The organism is Variovorax paradoxus (genome assembly GCF_009755665.1).
Classification (GTDB): domain Bacteria; phylum Pseudomonadota; class Gammaproteobacteria; order Burkholderiales; family Burkholderiaceae_C; genus Variovorax; species Variovorax paradoxus_G.
In genome coordinates this window covers 3,767,494-3,787,757 of record NZ_CP046622.1, presented here as the reverse complement: position 1 = coordinate 3,787,757, position 20,264 = coordinate 3,767,494, and the positions used below count along the sequence as shown (strand labels likewise).

At 65.8% G+C, this 20,264-nt stretch carries 24 protein-coding genes; 9 read left to right on the top strand and 15 right to left on the bottom strand.

Going from position 1 to position 20,264, the window contains the following annotated elements:
• Positions 1 to 38: 38 nt before the first annotated feature.
• The 8 genes from GOQ09_RS17620 to GOQ09_RS17585 form a co-directional block, all read right to left on the bottom strand.
• Positions 39 to 1,016, bottom strand: coding sequence for a hypothetical protein (locus GOQ09_RS17620; protein WP_157614693.1), 978 nt, complete (start codon positions 1,014 to 1,016; stop codon positions 39 to 41).
• Entirely contained in the window at positions 1,016 to 1,714 is a 699-nt protein-coding gene (locus tag GOQ09_RS17615) for an AAA family ATPase (protein ID WP_157614692.1), read from the bottom strand. Before GOQ09_RS17615 ends, GOQ09_RS17620 begins: the two co-directional genes overlap by 1 nt.
• Positions 1,711 to 2,334: a nicotinamide riboside transporter PnuC gene (pnuC, locus tag GOQ09_RS17610; RefSeq protein ID WP_157614691.1), complete on the bottom strand. Its 624-nt coding sequence runs from the start codon at positions 2,332 to 2,334 to the stop codon at positions 1,711 to 1,713. Before pnuC ends, GOQ09_RS17615 begins: the two co-directional genes overlap by 4 nt.
• 100 nt (positions 2,335 to 2,434) lie before the next feature.
• Complete coding sequence (gene ftsB / locus GOQ09_RS17605; RefSeq protein WP_157614690.1) at positions 2,435 to 2,713, bottom strand: cell division protein FtsB; 279 nt, start codon at positions 2,711 to 2,713, stop codon at positions 2,435 to 2,437.
• Positions 2,714 to 2,729: 16 nt separating this feature from the next.
• Positions 2,730 to 4,013 (bottom strand): phosphopyruvate hydratase, encoded by a 1,284-nt coding sequence (gene eno / locus GOQ09_RS17600; RefSeq protein WP_012748543.1) that lies wholly within the window; start codon positions 4,011 to 4,013, stop codon positions 2,730 to 2,732.
• Between the two features lie 27 nt (positions 4,014 to 4,040).
• Positions 4,041 to 4,346 (bottom strand): DUF1330 domain-containing protein, encoded by a 306-nt coding sequence (locus GOQ09_RS17595; RefSeq protein WP_157614689.1) that lies wholly within the window; start codon positions 4,344 to 4,346, stop codon positions 4,041 to 4,043.
• A gap of 29 nt (positions 4,347 to 4,375) precedes the next feature.
• Positions 4,376 to 5,230: a 3-deoxy-8-phosphooctulonate synthase gene (gene kdsA, locus GOQ09_RS17590; protein WP_157614688.1), complete on the bottom strand. Its 855-nt coding sequence runs from the start codon at positions 5,228 to 5,230 to the stop codon at positions 4,376 to 4,378.
• Positions 5,227 to 6,906 (bottom strand): CTP synthase, encoded by a 1,680-nt coding sequence (locus tag GOQ09_RS17585; protein ID WP_157614687.1) that lies wholly within the window; start codon positions 6,904 to 6,906, stop codon positions 5,227 to 5,229. The genes kdsA and GOQ09_RS17585 overlap by 4 nt, the downstream gene beginning before the upstream one ends.
• A 123-nt stretch (positions 6,907 to 7,029) precedes the next feature.
• On the opposite strand from GOQ09_RS17585, the gene coaBC reads away from it, so the two are divergent.
• The 4 genes from coaBC to GOQ09_RS17565 all read left to right on the top strand — a co-directional run bounded on the left by coaBC (position 7,030) and on the right by GOQ09_RS17565 (position 9,832).
• Positions 7,030 to 8,253, top strand: coding sequence for a bifunctional phosphopantothenoylcysteine decarboxylase/phosphopantothenate--cysteine ligase CoaBC (coaBC, locus tag GOQ09_RS17580; protein WP_157614686.1), 1,224 nt, complete (start codon positions 7,030 to 7,032; stop codon positions 8,251 to 8,253).
• The gene (locus GOQ09_RS17575) at positions 8,253 to 8,693 is read left to right on the top strand and encodes a hypothetical protein (RefSeq protein ID WP_157614685.1); all 441 of its coding nucleotides are present in this window, start codon (positions 8,253 to 8,255) and stop codon (positions 8,691 to 8,693) included. The genes coaBC and GOQ09_RS17575 overlap by 1 nt, the downstream gene beginning before the upstream one ends.
• 2 nt (positions 8,694 to 8,695) lie before the next feature.
• Positions 8,696 to 9,142: a dUTP diphosphatase gene (gene dut, locus GOQ09_RS17570; RefSeq protein WP_021008098.1), complete on the top strand. Its 447-nt coding sequence runs from the start codon at positions 8,696 to 8,698 to the stop codon at positions 9,140 to 9,142.
• A gap of 189 nt (positions 9,143 to 9,331) precedes the next feature.
• Positions 9,332 to 9,832: a glycine zipper 2TM domain-containing protein gene (locus GOQ09_RS17565; RefSeq protein WP_126748983.1), complete on the top strand. Its 501-nt coding sequence runs from the start codon at positions 9,332 to 9,334 to the stop codon at positions 9,830 to 9,832.
• A gap of 91 nt (positions 9,833 to 9,923) precedes the next feature.
• Here the strand turns inward: GOQ09_RS17565 and GOQ09_RS17560 are convergent, their stop codons facing one another.
• Entirely contained in the window at positions 9,924 to 10,448 is a 525-nt protein-coding gene (locus tag GOQ09_RS17560) for an FKBP-type peptidyl-prolyl cis-trans isomerase (protein WP_157614684.1), read from the bottom strand.
• 14 nt (positions 10,449 to 10,462) lie between these two features.
• Between GOQ09_RS17560 and GOQ09_RS17555 the strand changes: the two genes are divergently transcribed.
• The 3 genes from GOQ09_RS17555 (at position 10,463) to GOQ09_RS17545 (ending at position 12,475) form a co-directional block, all read left to right on the top strand.
• Entirely contained in the window at positions 10,463 to 11,605 is a 1,143-nt protein-coding gene (locus GOQ09_RS17555; protein WP_157614683.1) for a JmjC domain-containing protein, read from the top strand.
• On the top strand, positions 11,595 to 12,107 hold the full coding sequence (locus GOQ09_RS17550; RefSeq protein ID WP_157614682.1) for a hypothetical protein: 513 nt from the start codon (positions 11,595 to 11,597) through the stop codon (positions 12,105 to 12,107). Before GOQ09_RS17555 ends, GOQ09_RS17550 begins: the two co-directional genes overlap by 11 nt.
• Positions 12,108 to 12,199: 92 nt before the next feature.
• A complete protein-coding gene (locus GOQ09_RS17545; protein ID WP_157614681.1) occupies positions 12,200 to 12,475 on the top strand; it encodes a hypothetical protein in 276 nt (91 codons plus the stop codon).
• Between the two features lie 99 nt (positions 12,476 to 12,574).
• Here GOQ09_RS17545 and GOQ09_RS17540 read toward each other — a convergent pair whose 3' ends face one another.
• The 6 genes from GOQ09_RS17540 to GOQ09_RS17520 all read right to left on the bottom strand — a co-directional run bounded on the left by GOQ09_RS17540 (position 12,575) and on the right by GOQ09_RS17520 (position 17,525).
• Positions 12,575 to 13,351, bottom strand: coding sequence for an MBL fold metallo-hydrolase (locus GOQ09_RS17540; RefSeq protein ID WP_157614680.1), 777 nt, complete (start codon positions 13,349 to 13,351; stop codon positions 12,575 to 12,577).
• 5 nt (positions 13,352 to 13,356) lie between these two features.
• Positions 13,357 to 14,448 carry an outer membrane protein assembly factor BamC gene (gene bamC, locus GOQ09_RS17535; RefSeq protein ID WP_157614679.1) on the bottom strand — a complete coding sequence of 364 codons (1,092 nt, stop codon included), beginning with the start codon at positions 14,446 to 14,448 and terminating at the stop codon, positions 13,357 to 13,359.
• Between the two features lie 145 nt (positions 14,449 to 14,593).
• On the bottom strand, positions 14,594 to 15,442 hold the full coding sequence (dapA, locus tag GOQ09_RS17530; protein ID WP_242631141.1) for a 4-hydroxy-tetrahydrodipicolinate synthase: 849 nt from the start codon (positions 15,440 to 15,442) through the stop codon (positions 14,594 to 14,596).
• Positions 15,443 to 15,563: 121 nt separating this feature from the next.
• Positions 15,564 to 16,133, bottom strand: a complete 570-nt coding sequence (locus GOQ09_RS17525; RefSeq protein WP_157614677.1) for a class I SAM-dependent methyltransferase — start codon at positions 16,131 to 16,133, stop codon at positions 15,564 to 15,566.
• Between the two features lie 5 nt (positions 16,134 to 16,138).
• Complete coding sequence (locus GOQ09_RS26135) at positions 16,139 to 16,279, bottom strand: hypothetical protein (protein WP_165442097.1); 141 nt, start codon at positions 16,277 to 16,279, stop codon at positions 16,139 to 16,141.
• A 22-nt stretch (positions 16,280 to 16,301) separates the two neighbouring features.
• Entirely contained in the window at positions 16,302 to 17,525 is a 1,224-nt protein-coding gene (locus GOQ09_RS17520; RefSeq protein WP_157614676.1) for an MFS transporter, read from the bottom strand.
• A gap of 180 nt (positions 17,526 to 17,705) precedes the next feature.
• Between GOQ09_RS17520 and GOQ09_RS17515 the strand changes: the two genes are divergently transcribed.
• Together GOQ09_RS17515 and GOQ09_RS17510 are read left to right on the top strand one after the other, a co-directional pair.
• Positions 17,706 to 18,167 carry a DUF2846 domain-containing protein gene (locus GOQ09_RS17515; protein ID WP_157614675.1) on the top strand — a complete coding sequence of 154 codons (462 nt, stop codon included), beginning with the start codon at positions 17,706 to 17,708 and terminating at the stop codon, positions 18,165 to 18,167.
• A 91-nt stretch (positions 18,168 to 18,258) separates the two neighbouring features.
• Positions 18,259 to 20,256, top strand: a complete 1,998-nt coding sequence (locus GOQ09_RS17510; RefSeq protein WP_157614674.1) for a DNA topoisomerase IV subunit B — start codon at positions 18,259 to 18,261, stop codon at positions 20,254 to 20,256.
• Positions 20,257 to 20,264 lie beyond the last annotated feature (8 nt).

Here is a 20,264-nt window from a genome sequence, read left to right as displayed (position 1 = left end):
CTGCACTGCCAGTCAAAGGCGCCCATCGGGCGCGTCGATCAGCGCGGAACCGTGTCGTCGAAATCGCTGAATGCGATGTCGGGCGCGCTCGTGTTGTGGCGCGAAGGCAGGCTGCGGCCAAAGCGCATCTGCGTGCCGCTGAGCGTCTTCACTTCAGGCAAAGGCAGCGCCTGCTCCGCGGCCTCGGGAGACTCCCGCCACCGCACTTCGCTCACATCGGCGTTGTCCGCTGCAACGTACATCGAGCGCAGCACCGCAAAGGGCCGCGCATCGGCGGTCGGCGACGAGAGCCTGACGTCGAGCGCGGTGCGCTTGCGGCTGATTTCGGACACCCTGGCCACGGCGCTGCCGCCCTTGGCAAAGCGCAGGTGAATGGCCAGCGGCTTGGGCACGATGCGGATCGACGCAATGTCGACCACCGGCCGGCTGCCTTGCTCGACCGGGCCGAGCAGGAACGACGAGCCATACACGCCGTCGCCGAAGCGTTCTTCCGGCAGCGGCTTGATGCGCCAGTAGCCGTCGGCCGGGTAGAGCACCAGCGCCTCGAGCACCTTGCCTTCTTCCTTGCGGAAGACCTGCAACAGGTGAAAGCCGCGGTCCGTGCGCGCACCCACGCGCACCGGCACCTGCTGCGGCCGCCAGAAGCTGGGCAGCGTCATGCCGACGATGCGCCACTGCGCGTCGTCGAGCAGCACCACGCGACGCGGCTTGAACTTGTGCGCGGGATCGGTGGGATGGGCGCCGCCGTCGAAGTTGCAGCCCGAGAAGTCCGGCGCAGTGATGTCCTTGCTGATGCTGTCCAGATACGCTGGCTGCAGCGCCTCGATGCGCATGCGCCGGATGCCTTCGCCGCGCAGCACCAGCGAGACGTTGTCTTCCTCGGCGCAGGCGGTGGTGGTGGTGGCGTTTTCCACCGTGGCCGCAACCGGTGCGGCCGTGGCGGCGCCGGCTGCCAGCAGCGCGGGGCCGAAGAGACAAAGAAGACGGGCAAGACGAGAGAAACGAAGCGGGAACATCAGATCTCCGAGCGGGGGTTTGTCGGGTTGTCGCGGCGGCCGAGCAGGTCGCTGAACAGACGATGTTCGCATTCCGGGTCGGAGCATTTCTCGCAAGGCCATGACCAGGAGGTGGGTTTCGCATCGCCGCGGGCCCGTACCCGGGCTTGGCCTTCGTTGCCGGCGATGCAGTTGATGGCGTTCCAGGCATTGGAAAGCCTTTCGCCGCCGCTGCCGTGCACCACGGCGAATGAAAGCCCTGCGCCCGAAAGCGCCGCGCGCACCAGCGTGTCCGTCGGCTCGCGCGCGTGGTCGCCGTCGCGCAAGGCATCGGCAACCCAGGGTATGTCGAGCGCGGTAAGCAGCGTGATGGCGTAGCGCCGCTGGGCGGCAAGCGCATCGGCGTACAGGGAGGTGTCGCCGAACAGCTGCTCGCTGTAGACCGCGGTCATGAGCGCCGTGGTGTCGGCCACCACCACGCCCGAGGCGGCTGCGGCATCGATGCGGCGCGTCTGCTCTTCGGCGATGGCGCGTTGCTCGTCGGGGCGCGGCGTGCGGCCTTCGCGCTCGCACCACTCGCGCAGGTACTCGGCCACCAGTGTGGCCGCAATGCCGCGCTCCCGAAGGCGCTGCACGAGCGCGCGGGCAAGTTCGGTCTTGCCCGTGCTCTCGGCGCCGAGCAGCGCAATGACGCAGCCTGGGGGCAGCGTGGGCGTCATGCGCGCGCGGCCTCGTCGTGCATGCGCGAGCGCCAGGCAAGAAAGCCCGCCACGCTGAGCACCGCGAACACCGCATAGAGCCCGACCGTGAGCCACAGGCCCTTGTGGATGAACAGGCCCACGCTCACGACGTTCACCGCCAGCCATACCAGCCAGTTCTCGATGAACTTGCGCCCGAGCAGGAATTGGCCGACCAGGCTGAGCCCGGTGGAAAAGCCGTCCCACCAAGGCACGTCACTGTCGGTGAAGCGGCGCAGAAAGAGGGCGACCGCGGGCCACGCCACCGCGCAGGCCACCAGTGCAAACGCGATGCCGCGCGGCGAAAGCCGGCTGACACGCAATACGCTGCCGTCGGCGCGATGGCCTCGCAGCCATTGAAACCAGCCCCAGAACGCGACGACCGCGAAGAACACCTGGAGCGAGGCGTCGCCATAAATGCGTGCCTGTGCGAACACGGCCACGTAAAGCAGCGAGCTGATGATGGCGAGCGGCCAGCCCCAATGGATTTCGCGCATGTTGCAGCCGACCATCGCCAGCGCCAGCACGGCAGCGACGAGTTCGAGCCAGCTGACCGGTGAGCCCCAGAGCGCGAAGGCGGGGGCCGAGAAGAACTCGGGCATCAGCGCAGTCAGGCGTCGAGCGCCGCCGGGCCGCCCCAAGGCGCGAGCGGCCCCCTCGGGGGGCAGCGAGGACACGCAGTGCCGAGCGTGGGGGCCATATTCAGTGAGTCACTTGAACGAACACTTCGTTGGGCTTGACCATGCCCAACTCCTGACGAGCGCGCTCTTCAACCATTTCAAGGCCGACCTTGAGGTCGTTGACCTCCGAAGCCAGCCGCTCATTGGTGACTGCAGCCTTGGCGTTGGCCTCTTTTTGCGCGGCCAGCTTGGTCTGCAGTTGCGACACATCGCGCACGCTGCCGCGCCCGTTCCACAGCTGCCACTGCAGGATGACCAGCAGCAGCAACAGCACGATGGGTGGAGCGAGGCGCGAACGCATGCCGCGGTGCCGAGCGCTACTTCAGGTTGTAGAACGCGCCGCGGCCCGGGTAGCTGGCGATGTCGCCCAGGTCTTCTTCGATGCGCAGCAGCTGGTTGTACTTGGCGATGCGGTCGGAGCGCGAGAGCGAACCGGTCTTGATCTGTCCGGCGTTGGTGCCCACCGCAATGTCGGCGATGGTGCTGTCTTCGGTTTCGCCCGAGCGGTGCGAAATGACGGCGGTGTAGCCCGCGCGCTTGGCCATTTCGATGGCGGCGAAGGTTTCGGTCAGCGTGCCGATCTGGTTGATCTTGATCAGGATCGAGTTGGCAATGCCCTTGTCGATGCCTTCCTGCAGGATCTTGGTGTTGGTGACGAACAGGTCGTCGCCCACCAGCTGCACGCGCTTGCCCAGGCGCTCGGTGAGCAGCTTCCAGCCGTCCCAGTCGCCTTCGTGCATGCCGTCTTCGATGCTGATGATCGGGTACTTGTCGACCCACGTGGCCAGCATGTCGGCCCAGTTGCCGGCCGAGAGCGTAAGGTTCTCGCCGGAGAGCACGTAGTTGCCGTCCTTGTAGAACTCGCTGGCGGCGCAGTCGAGGCCGAGCGCAATCTGCTCGCCCGCCACGAAGCCGGCCTTGTCGATGGCTTCGAGAATCAGCTGGATGGCCGCTTCATGGCTTTCGACGCTGGGCGCGAAACCGCCTTCGTCGCCCACCGCCGTGCTGATGCCGCGGTCGCCCAGGATTTTCTTGAGCGCATGGAACACCTCGGCGCCGTAGCGCACGGCTTCGCGGAAGCTCGGCGCGCCCACGGGGATGATCATGAACTCTTGCAGGTCGAGGCTGTTGTTGGCGTGCGCGCCGCCGTTGATGACGTTCATCATCGGCACCGGCAGCTGCATGCCGCCCATGCCGCCGAAGTAGCGGTACAGCGGCAGGCCCGACTCTTCGGCCGCGGCGCGTGCCACGGCCATCGAAACGGCGAGGGTCGCGTTGGCACCCAGGCGGCCCTTGTTGTCGGTGCCGTCCAGGTCGATCATCGTGCGATCGAGGAAAGCCTGCTCGCTGGCGTCGAGGCCGAGCACGGATTCCGAGATCTCGGTGTTGATGTTCTCCACCGCCTTGAGCACGCCCTTGCCGAGATAGCGCTTCTTGTCGCCGTCGCGCAGCTCGATGGCTTCGCGCGAACCGGTCGATGCGCCCGAGGGCACGGCCGCGCGGCCCATGGTGCCCGATTCGAGCAGCACGTCGCACTCGACTGTGGGATTGCCTCGGCTGTCGAGGATTTCGCGGCCGACGATGTCTACGATTGCACTCACTTATTGCCTTTCGTTTTGAACTGAATCTCAGACCGGGGCGGAAACGCCCTCGACCAGAACCATATTGAAGAATTCGGTCGCGCCGGCGCGCTTGGCGCGCGCGGCACGGTACAACTCGTCGTCGTAGAAGGCCTTGGCCTTCTCGTAGCTGGGAAAGCGCAGCATGGCCACGCGCGCCGGCTGCCAGTTGCCTTCCATGGTCTCGAACCGGCCGCCGCGCACCAGGTACTCGCCGCCCGCTGCCTTCACCGCGTCGGGGGCGGCAGCCATGTACTGCTTGTACTGCTCGGGGTCGGTGATCTTCATGTCGACGATGATGTAGGCGGGGGCCACGGTGTTCTCCAATAGTCTTGTTGCGGGGCTCAGTTGAAGGAGCTTTCCAGGAAGCCGTTCTTCTTGGTGATGCGGTCCAGCTCGAGCAGCGTTTCCAGCAGCGCCTTCATATGCTTGAGCGGCACGGCGTTGGGGCCGTCGCTCAGGGCCTTGGCAGGGTCGGGATGCGTTTCCATGAAAACGCCGGCCACGCCGACCGCGATGGCAGCCCGTGCCAGCACCGGCACCATTTCGCGCTGGCCGCCCGAGCTCGTGCCCTGGCCGCCCGGCAGCTGCACCGAGTGCGTGGCGTCGAACACCACGGGTGCGCCAGTCTCGCGCATGATGGCGAGCGAACGCATGTCCGACACCAGGTTGTTGTAACCAAAGCTCGCGCCGCGCTCGCAGGCCATGAAGCTGTCTTCCGGCAGGCCGGCTTCCTTGGCGGCCGCGCGCGCCTTGTCGATCACGTTCTTCATGTCGTGGGGCGCAAGGAACTGGCCCTTCTTGATGTTCACCGGCTTGCCCGACTGCGCCACCGCGCGAATGAAGTCGGTCTGGCGGCACAGGAAGGCGGGGGTCTGCAGCACGTCGACCACCTTGGCGGCCTCTGTGATGTCGTCTTCGGTGTGCACGTCGGTCAGCACGGGCAGGGCGAGTTCGCGCTTCACCTTGGCCAAAATCTCCAGGCCTTTTTCGCGACCCGGGCCGCGAAAGCTGGTGCCCGAGGAGCGATTGGCCTTGTCGAAGCTGCTCTTGAAGATGAACGGAATGCCGAGCGAGGAAGTGATTTCCTTCAGCGTGCCGGCGGTGTCCATCTGCAGTTGCTCGGATTCGACCACGCAGGGGCCGGCGATCAGGAAGAAGGGCTGGTCCAGCCCGATGTCGAATCCGCAGAGTTTCATGCGACTGCCTTCAGGTTTTTCGTGCCGCCCGCGCTACGGGCCTTGTGGTCGAGCGCCGCCTTGATGAAGGCGTTGAAGAGCGGGTGGCCGCTCCACGGGGTCGACTTGAATTCGGGGTGGAACTGCACGCCCATGTACCAGGGGTGCACGTCTTGCGGCAGCTCGACGATTTCGGTCAGGTGCTCGCGCTGCGTGAGCGCGGAAATCACCAGGCCCGCGGCGCGCAGTTCGTCCAGGTAGTTGACGTTGGCTTCGTAGCGGTGGCGGTGGCGCTCGGTCACCACGTCGCCGTAGATGCTGTGGGCCAGCGTGCCGGCCGAGACGTCGGAGCTTTGCGCGCCCAGGCGCATGGTGCCGCCGAGGTCGGACTTCTCGTTGCGCGTCTTCACGGTGCCGTCGGCGTCCTTCCACTCGGTGATCAGCGCGATCACGGGGCAGGGCGTCTCGGGGTCGAACTCGGTGCTGTTCGCGTTCTTCAGGCCCGCCACGTGGCGCGCGTATTCGATGGTGGCCACCTGCATGCCCAGGCAGATGCCGAGGTAGGGCACCTTGCCTTCGCGTGCAAAGCGGGCGGCAGAGATCTTGCCCTCGACACCGCGCTGGCCGAAACCGCCGGGCACCAGGATGGCGTCGTACTTGGCAAGGCGCGAAACGTCTTGCGGCGAGATGGTTTCGGAGTCGATGTAGTCGATCTTCACGCGCGCATGGTTCTTCATGCCGGCGTGGCGCAGTGCTTCGTTCAGCGACTTGTAGCTGTCCGACAGGTCGACGTACTTGCCGACCATGGCAATGCTCACTTCCTGCTGCGGATGCTCGACTTCGTAGACCAGCTCGTCCCAGCGGTTGAGCTTGGCCGGCGGCGTGTTGATGCGCAGCTTGTCGCAGATGAGGCCATCGAGGCCCTGCTCGTGCAGCATGCGCGGCACCTTGTAGATGGTGTCCACGTCCCACATCGAGATCACGCCCCATTCGGGCACGTTCGAGAACAGCGAGATCTTGGCGCGCTCGTCGTCGGGAATCGGGCGGTCGGCGCGGCACAGCAGCGCGTCGGCCTGGATGCCGATGGCGCGCAGTTCCTTGGCGGTGTGCTGCGTGGGCTTGGTCTTGAGTTCGCCGGCGGCGGCAATCCAGGGCACGTAGCTCAGGTGCACGAAGGCCGAGTTGTTCGGGCCCATGCGCAGGCTCATCTGTCGCACGGCTTCCAGGAAGGGCAGCGATTCGATGTCGCCCACGGTGCCGCCGATTTCGACGATGGCCACGTCGACCTCGTGCGGGGTGCCGAGGCCGGCGCCGCGCTTGATGTATTCCTGGATTTCGTTGGTGATGTGCGGGATCACCTGCACCGTCTTGCCGAGGTAGTCGCCCCGGCGCTCTTTTTCGAGCACGGTCTTGTAGATCTGGCCGGTCGTGAAGTTGTTGGCCTTGCGCATCCGCGTGGTGATGAAGCGCTCGTAGTGGCCGAGGTCGAGGTCGGTTTCGGCGCCGTCGTCGGTAACGAACACTTCGCCATGCTGGAACGGTGACATCGTGCCGGGGTCGACATTGATGTACGGATCGAGCTTGATGAGGGTGACTTTGAGGCCGCGCGATTCGAGGATCGCGGCGAGGGAGGCGGAGGCGATTCCCTTGCCAAGGGAAGATACGACACCACCGGTGACGAAGACAAATTTGGTCATGCCAGTTCCGGACCACAGATCCGGGCAGTGGGAAATTCCGATTATAGGTGTCCCCTTTGCGTCCCTTCGGGCGAGGGCCATCCCATTCCTGATCTTGTCGGTATGTGAGCAACAATATGGCTCATGCAAGATCTCGCCGGCAAACACATCGTCCTGGGCCTTACCGGCGGTATCGCCTGCTACAAGTCGGCGGAGCTGTGCCGCCTGTTCGTGAAGGCGGGCGCCACGGTCCAGGTCGTGATGACCGAGGCGGCCGAGCAGTTCATCACGCCGGTCACGATGCAGGCGCTTTCGGGGCGCACGGTCTACACCTCGCAGTGGGACGCGCGCGAGCCCAACAACATGCCGCACATCAACCTGAGCCGCGAGGCCGACGCCATCGTGCTCGCGCCCTGCAGCGCCGACTTCATTGCGCGGCTCGTGCAGGGCAGGGCCGACGACCTGCTGAGCCTGATGTGCCTGGCCCGCCCGATGGACCGCGTGCCGCTCCTGATTGCCCCGGCCATGAACCGCGAGATGTGGGCGCACCCTGCCACCCAGCGCAACCTCATGCAGGTGTCGGCCGACGGGGCCACGGTGCTGGGCGTGGGCAGCGGCTGGCAGGCCTGCGGCGAGACGGGCGACGGCCGCATGCTGGAGCCGGCGCAGCTGCTCGAAGACATCACCGCTTTCTTCGCGCCCAAGCTTCTTGCGGGCCACAAGCTGCTCGTGACCGCCGGCCCCACTTTCGAGCCGCTGGATCCGATACGAGGCATTACCAACCATTCGTCCGGCAAGATGGGTTTTGCCATTGCGCGCGCCGCGCACGAGGCCGGCGCCCAGGTCACGCTGGTGGCCGGGCCGGTGCATCTACCGACACCGCGCGGCGTGAGCCGCATCGACGTGCTTTCGGCGCAGGACATGCTCGACGCAACCATGCACGCGGCGCAGTCCGCTAGCATTTTTGTAGCGACTGCCGCTGTGGCGGACTGGCGCCCGGCCACGCACAGCGAACACAAGATCAAGAAGGACGGCAGCGGCAAGACCCCGGTGCTGAATTTCGTCGAGAACGCCGACATCCTGCTCGCGGTTGCCAAGAGCGAGCGGGCCCAGTCGCGCAAGTTGTTCTGCGTGGGATTCGCGGCCGAGAGCGAGAACCTGGCCGAACACGCCAAGGCCAAGCGCCAGCGCAAGGGGATCCCCCTCCTGGTCGGAAACATCGGCCCGCTGACCTTCGGCCAGGACGACAATGCGTTGCTGCTGGTAGATGCCAACGGCACCCGCGAGTTGCCGCGCGCGCCCAAGCTCACCCTGGCGCGCGAGCTCATGACCGAGATTGCCGCACGCCTGCCCGACTGGAGAGTCTGATGAATCCCCAATGGAACACGCCGCCGAACGGCGATTTCGCCAGCTATGTGGAACGGCTGTCGGCCCAGGCTGCATTGCCCAAGCGGGCCGCGCACGACGGCGACCATGGGCTGGACGCGGGCATCACGCCCGCACCGGGCGCGCAGGGCACCGCGGCGGCGCAGCGGCGGTCGGCTTCGAACGAGGACACCGCCGCGCCGGCCGGGGCGTTCACGCCCGGGGCGCTCAAGGTGATGGCCGCGGTAGGCGGACTGGTGCTCCTGGTGCTGTGGTCGGCCGGCGTGCCATTTTTTGCGCTGGTCTTGCTGGCAGGGGCTGCGTTCTGGCTCTTCAGCAAGTTCAAGGGCCTGAAGCTCACGCCCGGCGTCGCCAAGTGGCAGCAGGTGCTCGAGGAAGCCGCCCGCAAGCAAAGAGAACAGCAACAAAAGCAAGGCAAGTAGAAGTGAAAGTAGACGTCCGTATCCTCGATCCACGCATGGTGGATCAATTGCCCGCCTATGCCACGCCCGGTAGCGCAGGGCTCGATCTCAGGGCTTGCCTCGATGCGCCCATCACGCTGGAGCCCAATGCCTGGCAGCTCGTGGGCACGGGCATCGCAATCCACCTGGCCGACCCAGCCTATGCGGCGCTGATCCTTCCGCGCTCGGGCCTTGGCCACAAGCACGGTATCGTGCTGGGCAATCTCGTGGGCCTGATCGACAGCGACTACCAGGGCGAGCTGAAGATCAGCGCCTGGAACCGCAGCGACACGCCTTTTGTGCTCCAGCCGATGGAGCGGCTCGCGCAGCTCGTGATCGTGCCGGTGGTGCAGGCGCAGTTTCGCGTGGTCACAGAATTTGCAGCCTCGCAACGCGGCGAAGGCGGCTATGGGTCGACCGGCAAGCACTGACGACGTTGCCGGCCACTCCCTTGTTGCCGGAATCGTTTCGGGCCAGTAAAGATCGGAACCCGTCAGCTCGCGGCGCGCTCCTACATGCCGGTGTGTGTTGGGCGTCATCCCCCTTGCGGGAATGGCGTTAAACACAAGCTTAGGCATGGTGCATTCGGATGCACCGGTTATTTCCGAGGAGCCATCAACATGAAAATCTCAACGCGCTTCGTTTCCATTGGCGCTTCCGTGCTGGCACTTGCCACGCTCACGGCCTGCGTCGCTCCCGCGCCGGTCTATCACACGACGCGCTACCCCTACCAGGCACCGCCGCAGGCCGTTCCATACCAGGAAGCGGCGTACGTCGAATACGGCCATGTGGCCAACATCGAAGTGCTGCGCAGCGAAACCAGGGGCACCGGCACTACCGGCGGTGGCGCGGTGGCCGGCGGTGTCGTCGGCGGCGTGGTGGGCAACCAGTTCGGGCACGGCAGCGGCCGCGCCGCGGCAACCGCCCTGGGCATTGTGGGCGGCGCACTCCTGGGCAACACTATCGAAGCCCAGAACAACGGGCCGCGCGCCTACGAGAGCTATCGCATCTCGGTGCAAACCGATCGCGGCGGCTACCGTGCGTTCGATGTGCAGCATCCGGGCGACCTGCGCATCGGCGACCGCGTGCGCATCGACAACGGCCAGCTCTCGCGCATGTAGGCCGTTTATAGAGCGGCTTTCACAAGCAACAAAAAGCCGGGCAGTGCCCGGCTTTTTGCTGGATGCTGCGGCTTGCCCGCCTTTCGGCCAATCAGTGCAGCAGATCGTTGCCGGGCGCAGTCGGCGGCACCTTGAAGAAGGCCGTACCCGCCGTTCCGCGGCCGACTTCTTCTTCGGTCGCCTCGCGCACCGAACGCACCGTGATGTCTAGCCGGATCGCGATGCCCGCGAGTGGGTGATTGCCGTCGAGCACCAGGTGGTCGGGGTAGATCTCGGCCACGGTGTAGATCACGTCCTTGGGCATGTCTTCGCTCACGCCCTTGGGCAGCGCGGCGCCGTCGAAAGTCATGCCTTCTTCCGTGCCTTCAGGGAACAGCGAGCGCGGCTCGAGAAAGAGCAGCTGGTCATTGAAGTCGCCAAAGCCTTGCTCAGGCTCCAGCTGCAATTGCACCCGGGCGCCGGGCTCGTGGCCCTGCAGGGCGGCTTCGATCACGTCGAAGAGGTCGTCGCCCCCCACCATGAATTCCACGGGCTGATCGAGCACGTCGAGCACTTCGCCCAAAGTGTCTTTCATCGTCCAGGTCAGGCCGACCACGCATTGTTCAGAGATTTCCATTGCAGAATTCTCCCATGGAGATTACACAACCGCTGCCGTTGCTCGGTGGCCTGAGCGCCGCGCAGTTCATGCGGCGGTACTGGCAGAAAAAGCCCTTGCTCGTGCGCCAGGCCATACCCGCCATGGTGCCACCGATCGAGCGCAATGCGCTCTTTGCCCTGGCCGAGCGCGAGGATGTGGAATCGCGCCTCATCCGCCACGGCAAGACCGGCTGGACACTCAAGCACGGTCCGCTCGCACGCCGCGCGCTGCCGCCGCTCAAGCAGCCGGAATGGACGCTGCTGGTGCAGGGGGTCGATCTGCATCACGACGGCGTGCATGCGCTGCTGCAGCAGTTTCGCTTTCTGCCCGATGCGCGGCTGGACGACCTGATGATCAGCTACGCCAGCGACAAGGGCGGCGTGGGCGCGCATTTCGACAGCTACGACGTGTTTCTGCTTCAGGCGCAGGGCACGCGGCGCTGGTCGATCGGCAAGCAGAGCGACTTGCGCCTGCAGCAAGGGGTGCCGCTCAAGATCCTCGAGCAATTCGAGCCCGAGCAGAGCTTTGTGCTCGAGCCGGGTGACATGCTCTATTTGCCGCCGCGCTATGCGCATGACGGCGTTGCCGTCGGCGACGACTGCATGACCTGCTCCATTGGCCTGCGCTCGTCCGCCGCGGGCGAGCTCGGCGCCGACCTGCTGGCTCGCATGGCGCAGGCCTATTCAGAAGCCCTGGAAGATGCCGGCCCCGCCGAACTGGCGCGCTACCGCGATCCGTCGCAGCCCGCCGTCGATGCGCCGGCCGCCATGCCCGCCGCGCTGCAGGCCTTTGCGCGCAAGGCGGTCGATGCCGCGCTGCGCGACCCCGACGCCATCGACCGTGCGCTGGGCGAATCGCTCACCGAACCCAAGGCCAATGTCTGGTTCGATGAAGGCCCTCAAGCGCCGGACGTGCTGCGCAGCGTGGCGCTCGACCGCCGCACGCGCATGCTTTACGACGCGCGGCATCTCTACATCAACGGCGAAAGCTTTCGCGCCGGCGGAGCCGATGCAACGCTGATGCGCAGGTTGGCGGACCAGCGCGCGCTCGGCCCGCGCGAGTTGGCGCGTGCAAGCAGTGGTGCGCTCGCGCTGCTGGCCGAGTGGTGCGAGGCAGGGTGGCTGCATGCAGATTGAACCTACGACCGCGGCAGAACCGCTTTTGCCCGAAGGCCGGTTCAATGGCCGCGAAGCCTTCGAAGGCCTTGTGCGGGCCGCGCTTTCCGCTGCGGCCCGGCAGGGCTGGAGGGAACTGGTCTTGAGCGACCCCGACTTCGCCGACTGGCCCTTGGGCGAGCGTGCGAGCATCGAGGCGCTTCAGGCCTGGTCGGCCTCCGGCCGCCGCTTCGTCCTGCTGGCACAGCGCTTCGATGTAGTCGAACGTATTCATGCGCGCTTCGTTCCCTGGCGCCGCATGTGGGATCACATCATCGAATGCCGCGCAGTGCGTGCGGAAGGCAGCAATGCGGTGCCCAGTGCCATCTGGACGCCCGAGTGGTGCGCCCACCGCACCGACCCCGAGCGAAGCCGCGGTGTGAGCGGTTTCGACCCCCGTGTACGGCGCGAGTTGCGGGAAGCCATCGATGAGTCATGGCGAGCGGGGCGGCCCGCATTTCCGGCATCGACACTGGGCTTGTAAGCCAATGCCGCGAATGAGGCCGCGAGACACAAACGGGCAGTGATGCGGGTCTAGAATTTTTTCGTCCAGACATTCATTGCAAAGGAGTTTCCATGAAGAAGCCGTCATCCGTCCTGCTGGCCTCGTTGATCGCCGCCGCCGCACTCGTGGCTTGCGGAAAGAAAGAGGATGCTGCGCCGGCGGTTGTGACCCCGCCGCCCGCACCGGTGACCGAACCGGCTCCCGCACCGCCCGCGGCTGCTCCGGCACCCTCGACAACCACCGATCCGTCCGCCGCAACAACGCCTTCGCCGGGTGCTTCCTCGGCCCTCGATGCGGCAAATGCCGCCACAGAGGCTGCCAAGAAGAACGAAGCGCCGAAGCAGTAACGACGCACGAACGCCCCAGCGGGCTTTCATTCACCCAGCAAAAAGCCGCCTCACGGCGGCTTTTTGCATGCTGCCTCGCAGCGGGCAAGAGGCGAACGATCAAACGTCCAGCCAGGGCGAGCCTTCCGATGCACTGGCTGTGAGCATCTCGGCCTCGTGACCCCCGAGGGCCTCGGCCATGAGACGCCGCACGATGTCGGGCCGGTTGTTCTGCTCGCTCAGGTGCGCCGCAACCACGTGGCGCAGGCCCTCGTGCCGAACGGCCCGCGCAATGTCCGCGGCGGCTGCGTTCGACAGGTGGCCGTGCTTGCCGCCGACGCGCAGCTTCAAAAAGGCCGGATAGGCCGAATTGGCGAGCAGTTCGCTGTCGTGGTTGAACTCGAGCAGCAGCGCATGAACGCCGCTCAGTCTTGAGAGCACATGGGCCGTGGCATGGCCGAGGTCGGTGAGCACGCCGAGCGTTCGCGCGCCGTCGGAGCAGCGCAGCTGCAGCGGCTCGCGCGCGTCGTGCGGCACGGTAAAGGGCTGCACTGCAATATCGCCGACTGCAAACTCGGCGTCGTCGCGTGCCAGGTTGAGCCGGCCTTCGAAGTCGCGCCCTCCGGTGGCAAGCCAGGTGCCTTCGCTCATCCACACGGGAATGCGGTTGCGGCGCGACAGCGAGTGGGCGCAGCCGATGTGGTCGCCGTGCTCGTGCGTGACGAAGATCGCGTCGATATCGGTGGCTGCGAGGCCTGCCTTGGCAAGCCGCAGATCGAGTTGCCGCAGGCCGAAGCCGCAGTCGATCAGGAGCCGAGAGGTGCGGCCGCCGCTGGTCGCTTCGACCAGCGCGGCGTTGCCCGTGCTGCCGCTGCCGAGGCTTCGGAAGCGGAGCATGCGGGTTACTTCAGGTCGTCTGCAATGACCTGGACGATGCGCTGTGCATTGGCCGAGGTTTCGGGTGCGCCGGATTCGTTCAGCACCGAGACCGTGGTCGATTCGCCTTGGCCCTTCACGAGGATGCGGAACTTGATCGGTGCTTCGTTCTTGCTGGAGCTGCCGCCGAACAGCTTGCCGAAGAAGCCGGGTTCCTTCTTGTCCGCGTTGGGGGTCACGTAGCGCACGTAGTAGATGCCGGCGCTGCGGTCGCGGTCTTCCACGGTGAAGCCGGTGCGGTCGAGCGCCAGGCCCACTCGGCGCCATGCGCGGTCGAAGCCTTCGCTGATCTGCACCACCGGCTGGCCGCCGGCGTTGGAAACGGTGGCGGTCTTGGTCGGCGCGCTGGTGGCGGCCAGGATCTTCGACTGTTCTTGCGAAACGCCGAGCTTGACCATCAGGCGGCGCAGGAACTCGGTTTCGAGTTCAGGGTCGCTCGGGCGCGGCTGCCACACGGTCTGGTCCTGGCGGCTGTTGTTGTAGACCTCTTGCATGCCGCGGTGGCTCACGAAGATCTCGGTGCCGTTGGGCGTGCGCTCCAGGCGGGTGCGGAAGCGGTCGAGTTCGCCGGTCGAGTAGACCGACTCGACCAGCTTGCCCAGCGTGCCGCGGATGATGTCCTGCGGCAGCTTGGCGCGGTTTTCGGCCCAGTCGGTTTCCATGATGCCGAGGTTGCGTTGCTCGGTGGTCAGCAGGAACCCGCTCTCTTGCCAGAAGTCCTTCACCGGATCCCAGAGCTGGTCGGGCGTACGGTTGATGACGATCCAGCGCTGCGTGCCCGAACGTTCCATGCGCACGTCGCCGATGTTGGCAACCGCGGTGGGAATGCCAGGTGCATTGGTTGCGCCGGCCTGGTAGGCGTTGGCGGTCACCGCGCCGCCCGGAACCGCATAGCGGTTCTCGCGCGAAAGCTGCGACAGGTCGGGCGGGACTTCGAGCGTGGGGGCCTTGCCGGCGCTCTTGTAGTCGATCTTGTCGCCCTCGAGAACGGAGCAGGCGGCGAGGCTGACAACGAGGGCCAGCAGTGCGAATCGCGAGATGTGCGAAAGGTTCTTCAACGTCGTCTTCCTTGTTGGAATGGGTTCGATCAATCTATGGGGCCGCATTGCCCGCACTCTCTGAGCACGGTTCAGGCAAAAGGTTGCGTAACCTCGATGCGGCAGGGAGAAAAGAGATGGGGGTATTGGGGAGGAGGAAGCGGGCTCAGCCCTTGAGCAGGCCGCAGGCGCGCAGGGCAGCCTCGACCACGGGTTGGTTCGTTTCGGCCAGTTCGGTGAGCGGCAGGCGCAGGGTGCCGCCGCAAAGGCCGAGCCTGGACATGGCCCACTTGAGAGGAATCGGGTTGGGTTCGACGAACAGGTTGCGGTGCAGCGGCATCAGCTCGAACTGGATCTGCATGGCCTTGCGCACGTCGCCCGCGATGGCCGCAACGCACAGCTCGTGCATCTTGCGCGGCGCGATGTTGGCCGTGACGCTGATGTTGCCTTGCCCGCCGCAGAGCATGAGCGCCACCGCCGTTGGGTCGTCGCCCGAATACACGGCGAAGTGCTTGGGCAGGTCGCGAATGAGCCACTGGGCACGCTCGATGTTGCCAGTGGCTTCCTTGATGCCGATGATTCCCGGCACCTGCGCCAGGCGCAGCACGGTGTCGTGCGCCATATCGGCCACGGTGCGGCCGGGCACGTTGTACAGCACGGTGGGCAGGTCGCCCACGGCTTCGGCAATGGCCTTGAAGTGCTGGTACTGGCCTTCTTGCGTCGGCTTGTTGTAGTAGGGCACCACCTGCAACTGGCAATCGGCGCCCACGCCCTTGGCGAACTTGGCGAGCTCGATGGCTTCCTTGGTCGAATTGGCGCCGCAGCCGGCCATCACGGGCACGCGGCCCTTGGCCTGCTCGACCGACACGCGGATGATTTCGCAGTGCTCTTCCACGTCGACCGTGGGCGATTCGCCGGTGGTGCCGACCACGCCGAGGCAGTCGGTGCCTTCGTCGATGTGCCAGTCGATCAGCCGGCGCAGGGCGGGGTAGTCGACACTGCCGTCGTCGTGCATCGGCGTGACGAGAGCGACGATGCTGCCTGTCAGTTGCTCCAAGGGGGAATCTCTCTGTCGGTGGACGAAAGCGCCGATTCTACTTACTCCGGCGCCCCCGGAAACAGCCGCGCCGGCGGGGTCAGTTTGCCCGGAGGAGGCGACGCTCCGGCGAGCCCGACGCAGCGTCGCCGGCACGAACCGCGGCAATGCGCTGCACGAAGCGATCCGGCTCGGCAAGAAAGCCGTCTTCGTAGGCCACCACGCGCAGCCCCCGGCAGGCGGCCAGCAACTCCCCCGGCTGCAGCAGGAAGTCCGGGCGCGAGGGTTTGCCCACCGTCTCGTTTCCTGCGGCAAAGGTTTCGTAGAGCAGCACGCCGCCCGCCGCGACCGCAGCCACGATGTCGGCCATGCGCGGCCGCCACAGGTAGTTGGTGACGACCACCGCACCGAAAGACTGGCCCGCGAAAGGCCAGGGACCCGATTCGATGTCGGCGGTGAGGGTGTGGCCGAAGGCGCTCGCGGCTTCAATCGCTTCGCTCGAGCGGTCGACGCCCGTGGCCGCATGCCCGAGCCCGGCAAACCACTGCATGTGGCGCCCCTGGCCGCAGGCGACGTCCAGCACGGTGCTGCCGGGCGCGAGCAGGTGAGACCACCGCACGATCCACTCCGACGGCGCGAGTCCGCCGTGCAAGGATGCTATGTCTTTCATAGCATTCAGAAGCACGACCAGACCTGGTCGACCAGCGTCACCAGAAAGTCCGGATGAACGTAGAGCGCGAAAACCCCGCCCAGCACCGCCACCGCGGCGGCGAGCCAGCCGGCGTGCGAAAGGTGATGGCGCATCTGCGGAGTCATGGCGCGATTGTCCGCCGCTGGATCAGCCCGGCACAACTGCCGGGCGCGCAGCCCGCGCAATGGCGCCTTCCTTGACCGGCAGGTTGATCAGCGCCGCGAACACGCCCAACGCAATGGCGATGTACCAGACGATGTCGTAGCTGCCGGTGGTGTCGTACAGGTAGCCGCCAAGCCACACGCCGATGAACGAGCCGACCTGGTGGCTCAGGAACACGAAGCCGCTGAGCATCGACAGATGTGCCACGCCGAAGATGCCCGCGATGATCGCGTTGGTTGCGGGCACCGTCGAAAGCCACAGAAAGCCCATGGCCGCTGAAAAGACATACACGCTGAGCGGCGAGATCGGCGCCAGCAGAAACAGCACGATCGACACCGCCCGCGCAAAGTAGATGGCCGCCAGGATCTTGCGCTTGGCCAGCTTCTGGCCCAGGAGCCCTACGGTATAGGTGCCGAAAACGTTGAAGAGCCCGATCAGCGCCAGCGCGTAGCCCGCCACTTCAACCGGCAGCTTCTGGTCGCGCAGGTAGGTCGGCATATGGATGCCGATGAATGCCAACTGGAAGCCGCACACGAAATACCCAGCCATCAGCAGCCCGAAGCTCGGGTAGCGGAACGCTTCGCCCACCGCCTGCAGCACCGATTGTTCGCGGTGTCCGGCCAAGGCCCCTTGCCGCGGCTCGCGCAGGCCGAAGGCCAGCGGCACGATCACCAGCACCAGCACCGCCACCACCGCCAGAGCGGTTTGCCAGCCCAGGTGCCCGATCAAGCGGCCCTCGATGGGGGCCATCAGGAACTGGCCGAACGAGCCGGCCGCCGCCGCCACGCCCATGGCCCACGAGCGCCGCTCGGCGGGAATCTGGCGTCCGATCACGCCGTACACGACGGCATAGGTCGTCCCGGCCTGCGCCGCGCCGATGAGCACGCCGGCGCTCAGGGTGAACAGCAGCGGCGTGGGCGAATACGCCATGCCCAGCAGGCCCAGCGCATAGAACATCGTGCCCGCCACGAGGACCCGGAATGCCCCGAAGCGGTCGGCCACCATGCCCGCGAACACCCCGAAGATGCCCCACGAGAGGTTCTGCACCGCAAGCGCGAACGAGAAGGTCTGGCGGCTCCAGTCCTGCGCTTGCGTGATCGGCTGCAGCCAGAGGCCGAAGCCGTGGCGGATGCCCATCGAGAGCGTGACGATCATGGCGCCGCAGATCAGCACCTGCTTGACCGAGAGAGTGGGGGAAGAGGCTTGCATGCCGTTGAATGTACCGATTTGCTACTTGGCCCGGCGGCGCGGGGGTAAAGGCCATTGATGATTTGTTGAGCCCAGATCGATGCGCTAACCGCATCAAAGCGGCGACTCCCCCTGCGCGTTTTATTTGTAATTGGTTACATTTGCGTCTTCTCCACGCTGCTGCCTCAAGGATCCTGACCCATGAGAAGAACCGTCCTGAAGTTCGCCGCCCTCGCGGTGCTCGCGCTTGCAGCTGCCGGCTGCGCCACCGGACCGACCGGCCCCAAGTTTCAGGAGATGGGCAACGTCATTCCCAAGCTCAAGCCGGGCAACGGCCGCATCTATTTCTTCCGTGCCGCAGGTCCTTTCGGCGCAGCGCTGCAGCCCGGCGTCCGCATCGACAAATTAGGCGTCGGCTCCTCGAAGCCCGGCAGCTTCTTTTTCGTGGACCGTCCGGCCGGCACCTACCAGGCCGCCACGACCAGCGACCTGCGCAAGACGCTTCAGGTGCCGCTGGCCGAAGGCGAGACGAAGTACGTGCGCATGTCGCCCTCGTTCGGGCTGGCGGTCGGGAGCATCGTGCTCGATATCGAAGCGCCCGAGAAGGCCCGATCCGAAATGGGCTGGCTCACCTACGCGGGCCAGGTCATCGTCGACAAGTAAGTCCGAGGCCGGGCGGATTATTAGCCGGTCGGGCTGGTGTTCCTGTATGGGTATCCAGTCATTTCGCATCGACTGACTACAATCCGCCCCCATGGCGACTCCCCCCAAGACTCCCCCCAGTTCATCATCCGCGTCCTCCGGGTACTCGGAAGGTTCCATTCGCGTGCTCAAGGGCCTTGAGCCCGTGAAGCAGCGCCCGGGCATGTACACCCGGACCGACAACCCGCTGCACATCATCCAGGAGGTGCTGGACAACGCCGCCGACGAGGCATTGGCCGGCCACGGCAAGAAGATCAAGGTCACGCTGCACGCCGACAATTCGGTGAGCGTCGAAGACGACGGCCGCGGCATTCCCTTTGGCCTGCACCCCGAAGAAAAGGCCCCCGTGATCGAGCTGGTCTACACCCGGCTGCATGCGGGCGGCAAGTTCGACAAGGGCTCGGGCGGCGCCTACAGCTTCTCGGGCGGCCTGCACGGCGTGGGCGTGTCGGTCACCAATGCGCTGTCCAAGCGGCTCGAAGTCACTTCGCATCGCGAAGGTTCCGTGGCCAGGCTGGCCTTCAGTGCCGGCGACGTGATCGAGGCGCTCGAGATCCGCAAGCTCGAAGCCGGCGAACGCAAGCAGGGCACCACCGTGCGCGCCTGGCCCGACGCCAAGTACTTCGAAACTGCCGCGCTGCCGATGGGCGAGCTCACCCACCTGCTGCGCAGCAAGGCCGTGCTCATGCCCGGCGTGAGCGTCACGCTCACGATCGAGAAGACCAAGGAAACCCAGCAGTGGCTCTACAAGGGCGGCCTGAGCGACTACCTGATGCAGACGCTCAACGGCGACCCGGTGATTCCGCTGTTCGAAGGCAGCGGCCATGCCGACAAGAACGCCGACAACTTCGCCGAAGGCGAGGGCGCCGACTGGTGCGTGGCCTTCACCGAAGACGGCCAGCCGGTGCGCGAGAGCTACGTCAACCTGATTCCCACCAGCGCCGGCGGCACGCACGAAAGCGGCCTGCGCGACGGCCTCTTCACTGCGGTGAAGAGCTTCATCGAACTGCATTCGCTGCTGCCCAAGGGCGTGAAGCTCTTGCCCGAAGACGTGTTCGCACGCGCTTCGTATGTGTTGAGCGCCAAGGTGCTCGACCCGCAGTTCCAGGGCCAGATCAAGGAACGCCTCAACTCGCGCGACGCGGTGCGGCTGGTGTCGAGCTTCGTGCGCCCCGCGCTCGAGCTGTGGCTCAACCAGCACGTCGACTACGGCAAGAAGCTCGCCGAACTGGCCATCAAGGCCGCGCAGACGCGCCAGCGCGCCGGCCAAAAGGTCGAGAAGCGCAAGGGTTCCGGCGTGGCCGTGCTCCCCGGCAAGCTGACCGACTGCGAGAGCAAGGACACCAGCCACAACGAGGTCTTCCTGGTCGAGGGCGACTCCGCCGGCGGCAGCGCCAAGATGGGCCGCGACAAGGAAAGCCAGGCCATCCTGCCGCTGCGCGGAAAGGTGCTCAACACCTGGGAAGTGGAGCGCGACCGCCTGTTTGCGAACACCGAAATCCACGACATCTCGGTGGCGGTTGGCGTCGACCCGCACGGCCCCAACGACACGCCCGACATGAGCGGCCTGCGCTACGGAAAGATCTGCATCCTCTCCGATGCCGACGTGGACGGCTCGCACATCCAGGTGCTGCTGCTCACGTTGTTCTTCCGGCACTTTCCGAAACTCATCGAAGCCGGTCACGTGTATGTCGCAAAGCCGCCACTTTTCCGCGTCGATGCCCCGGCGCGCGGCAAGAAACCGGCTTCGAAGGTCTATGCACTTGACGAAGGCGAACTGACCGCCACACTCGACAAATTGCGCAAGGACGGCGTGCGCGAAGGCGCCTGGAGCATCAGCCGCTTCAAGGGCCTGGGCGAAATGAGCGCGGAACAATTGTGGGAAACCACGCTCAATCCGGATACCCGGCGCCTCATGAAAGTGCAGCTGGGGCGCTTCGACTTCACGTCCACCCAAGGGGAGATCACCAAGCTCATGGGCAAGGGCGAGGCAGCCGCGCGGCGCGAACTCATGGAACTGCGCGCCGACGATGTCGACATCGATGTTTGACCACCCTC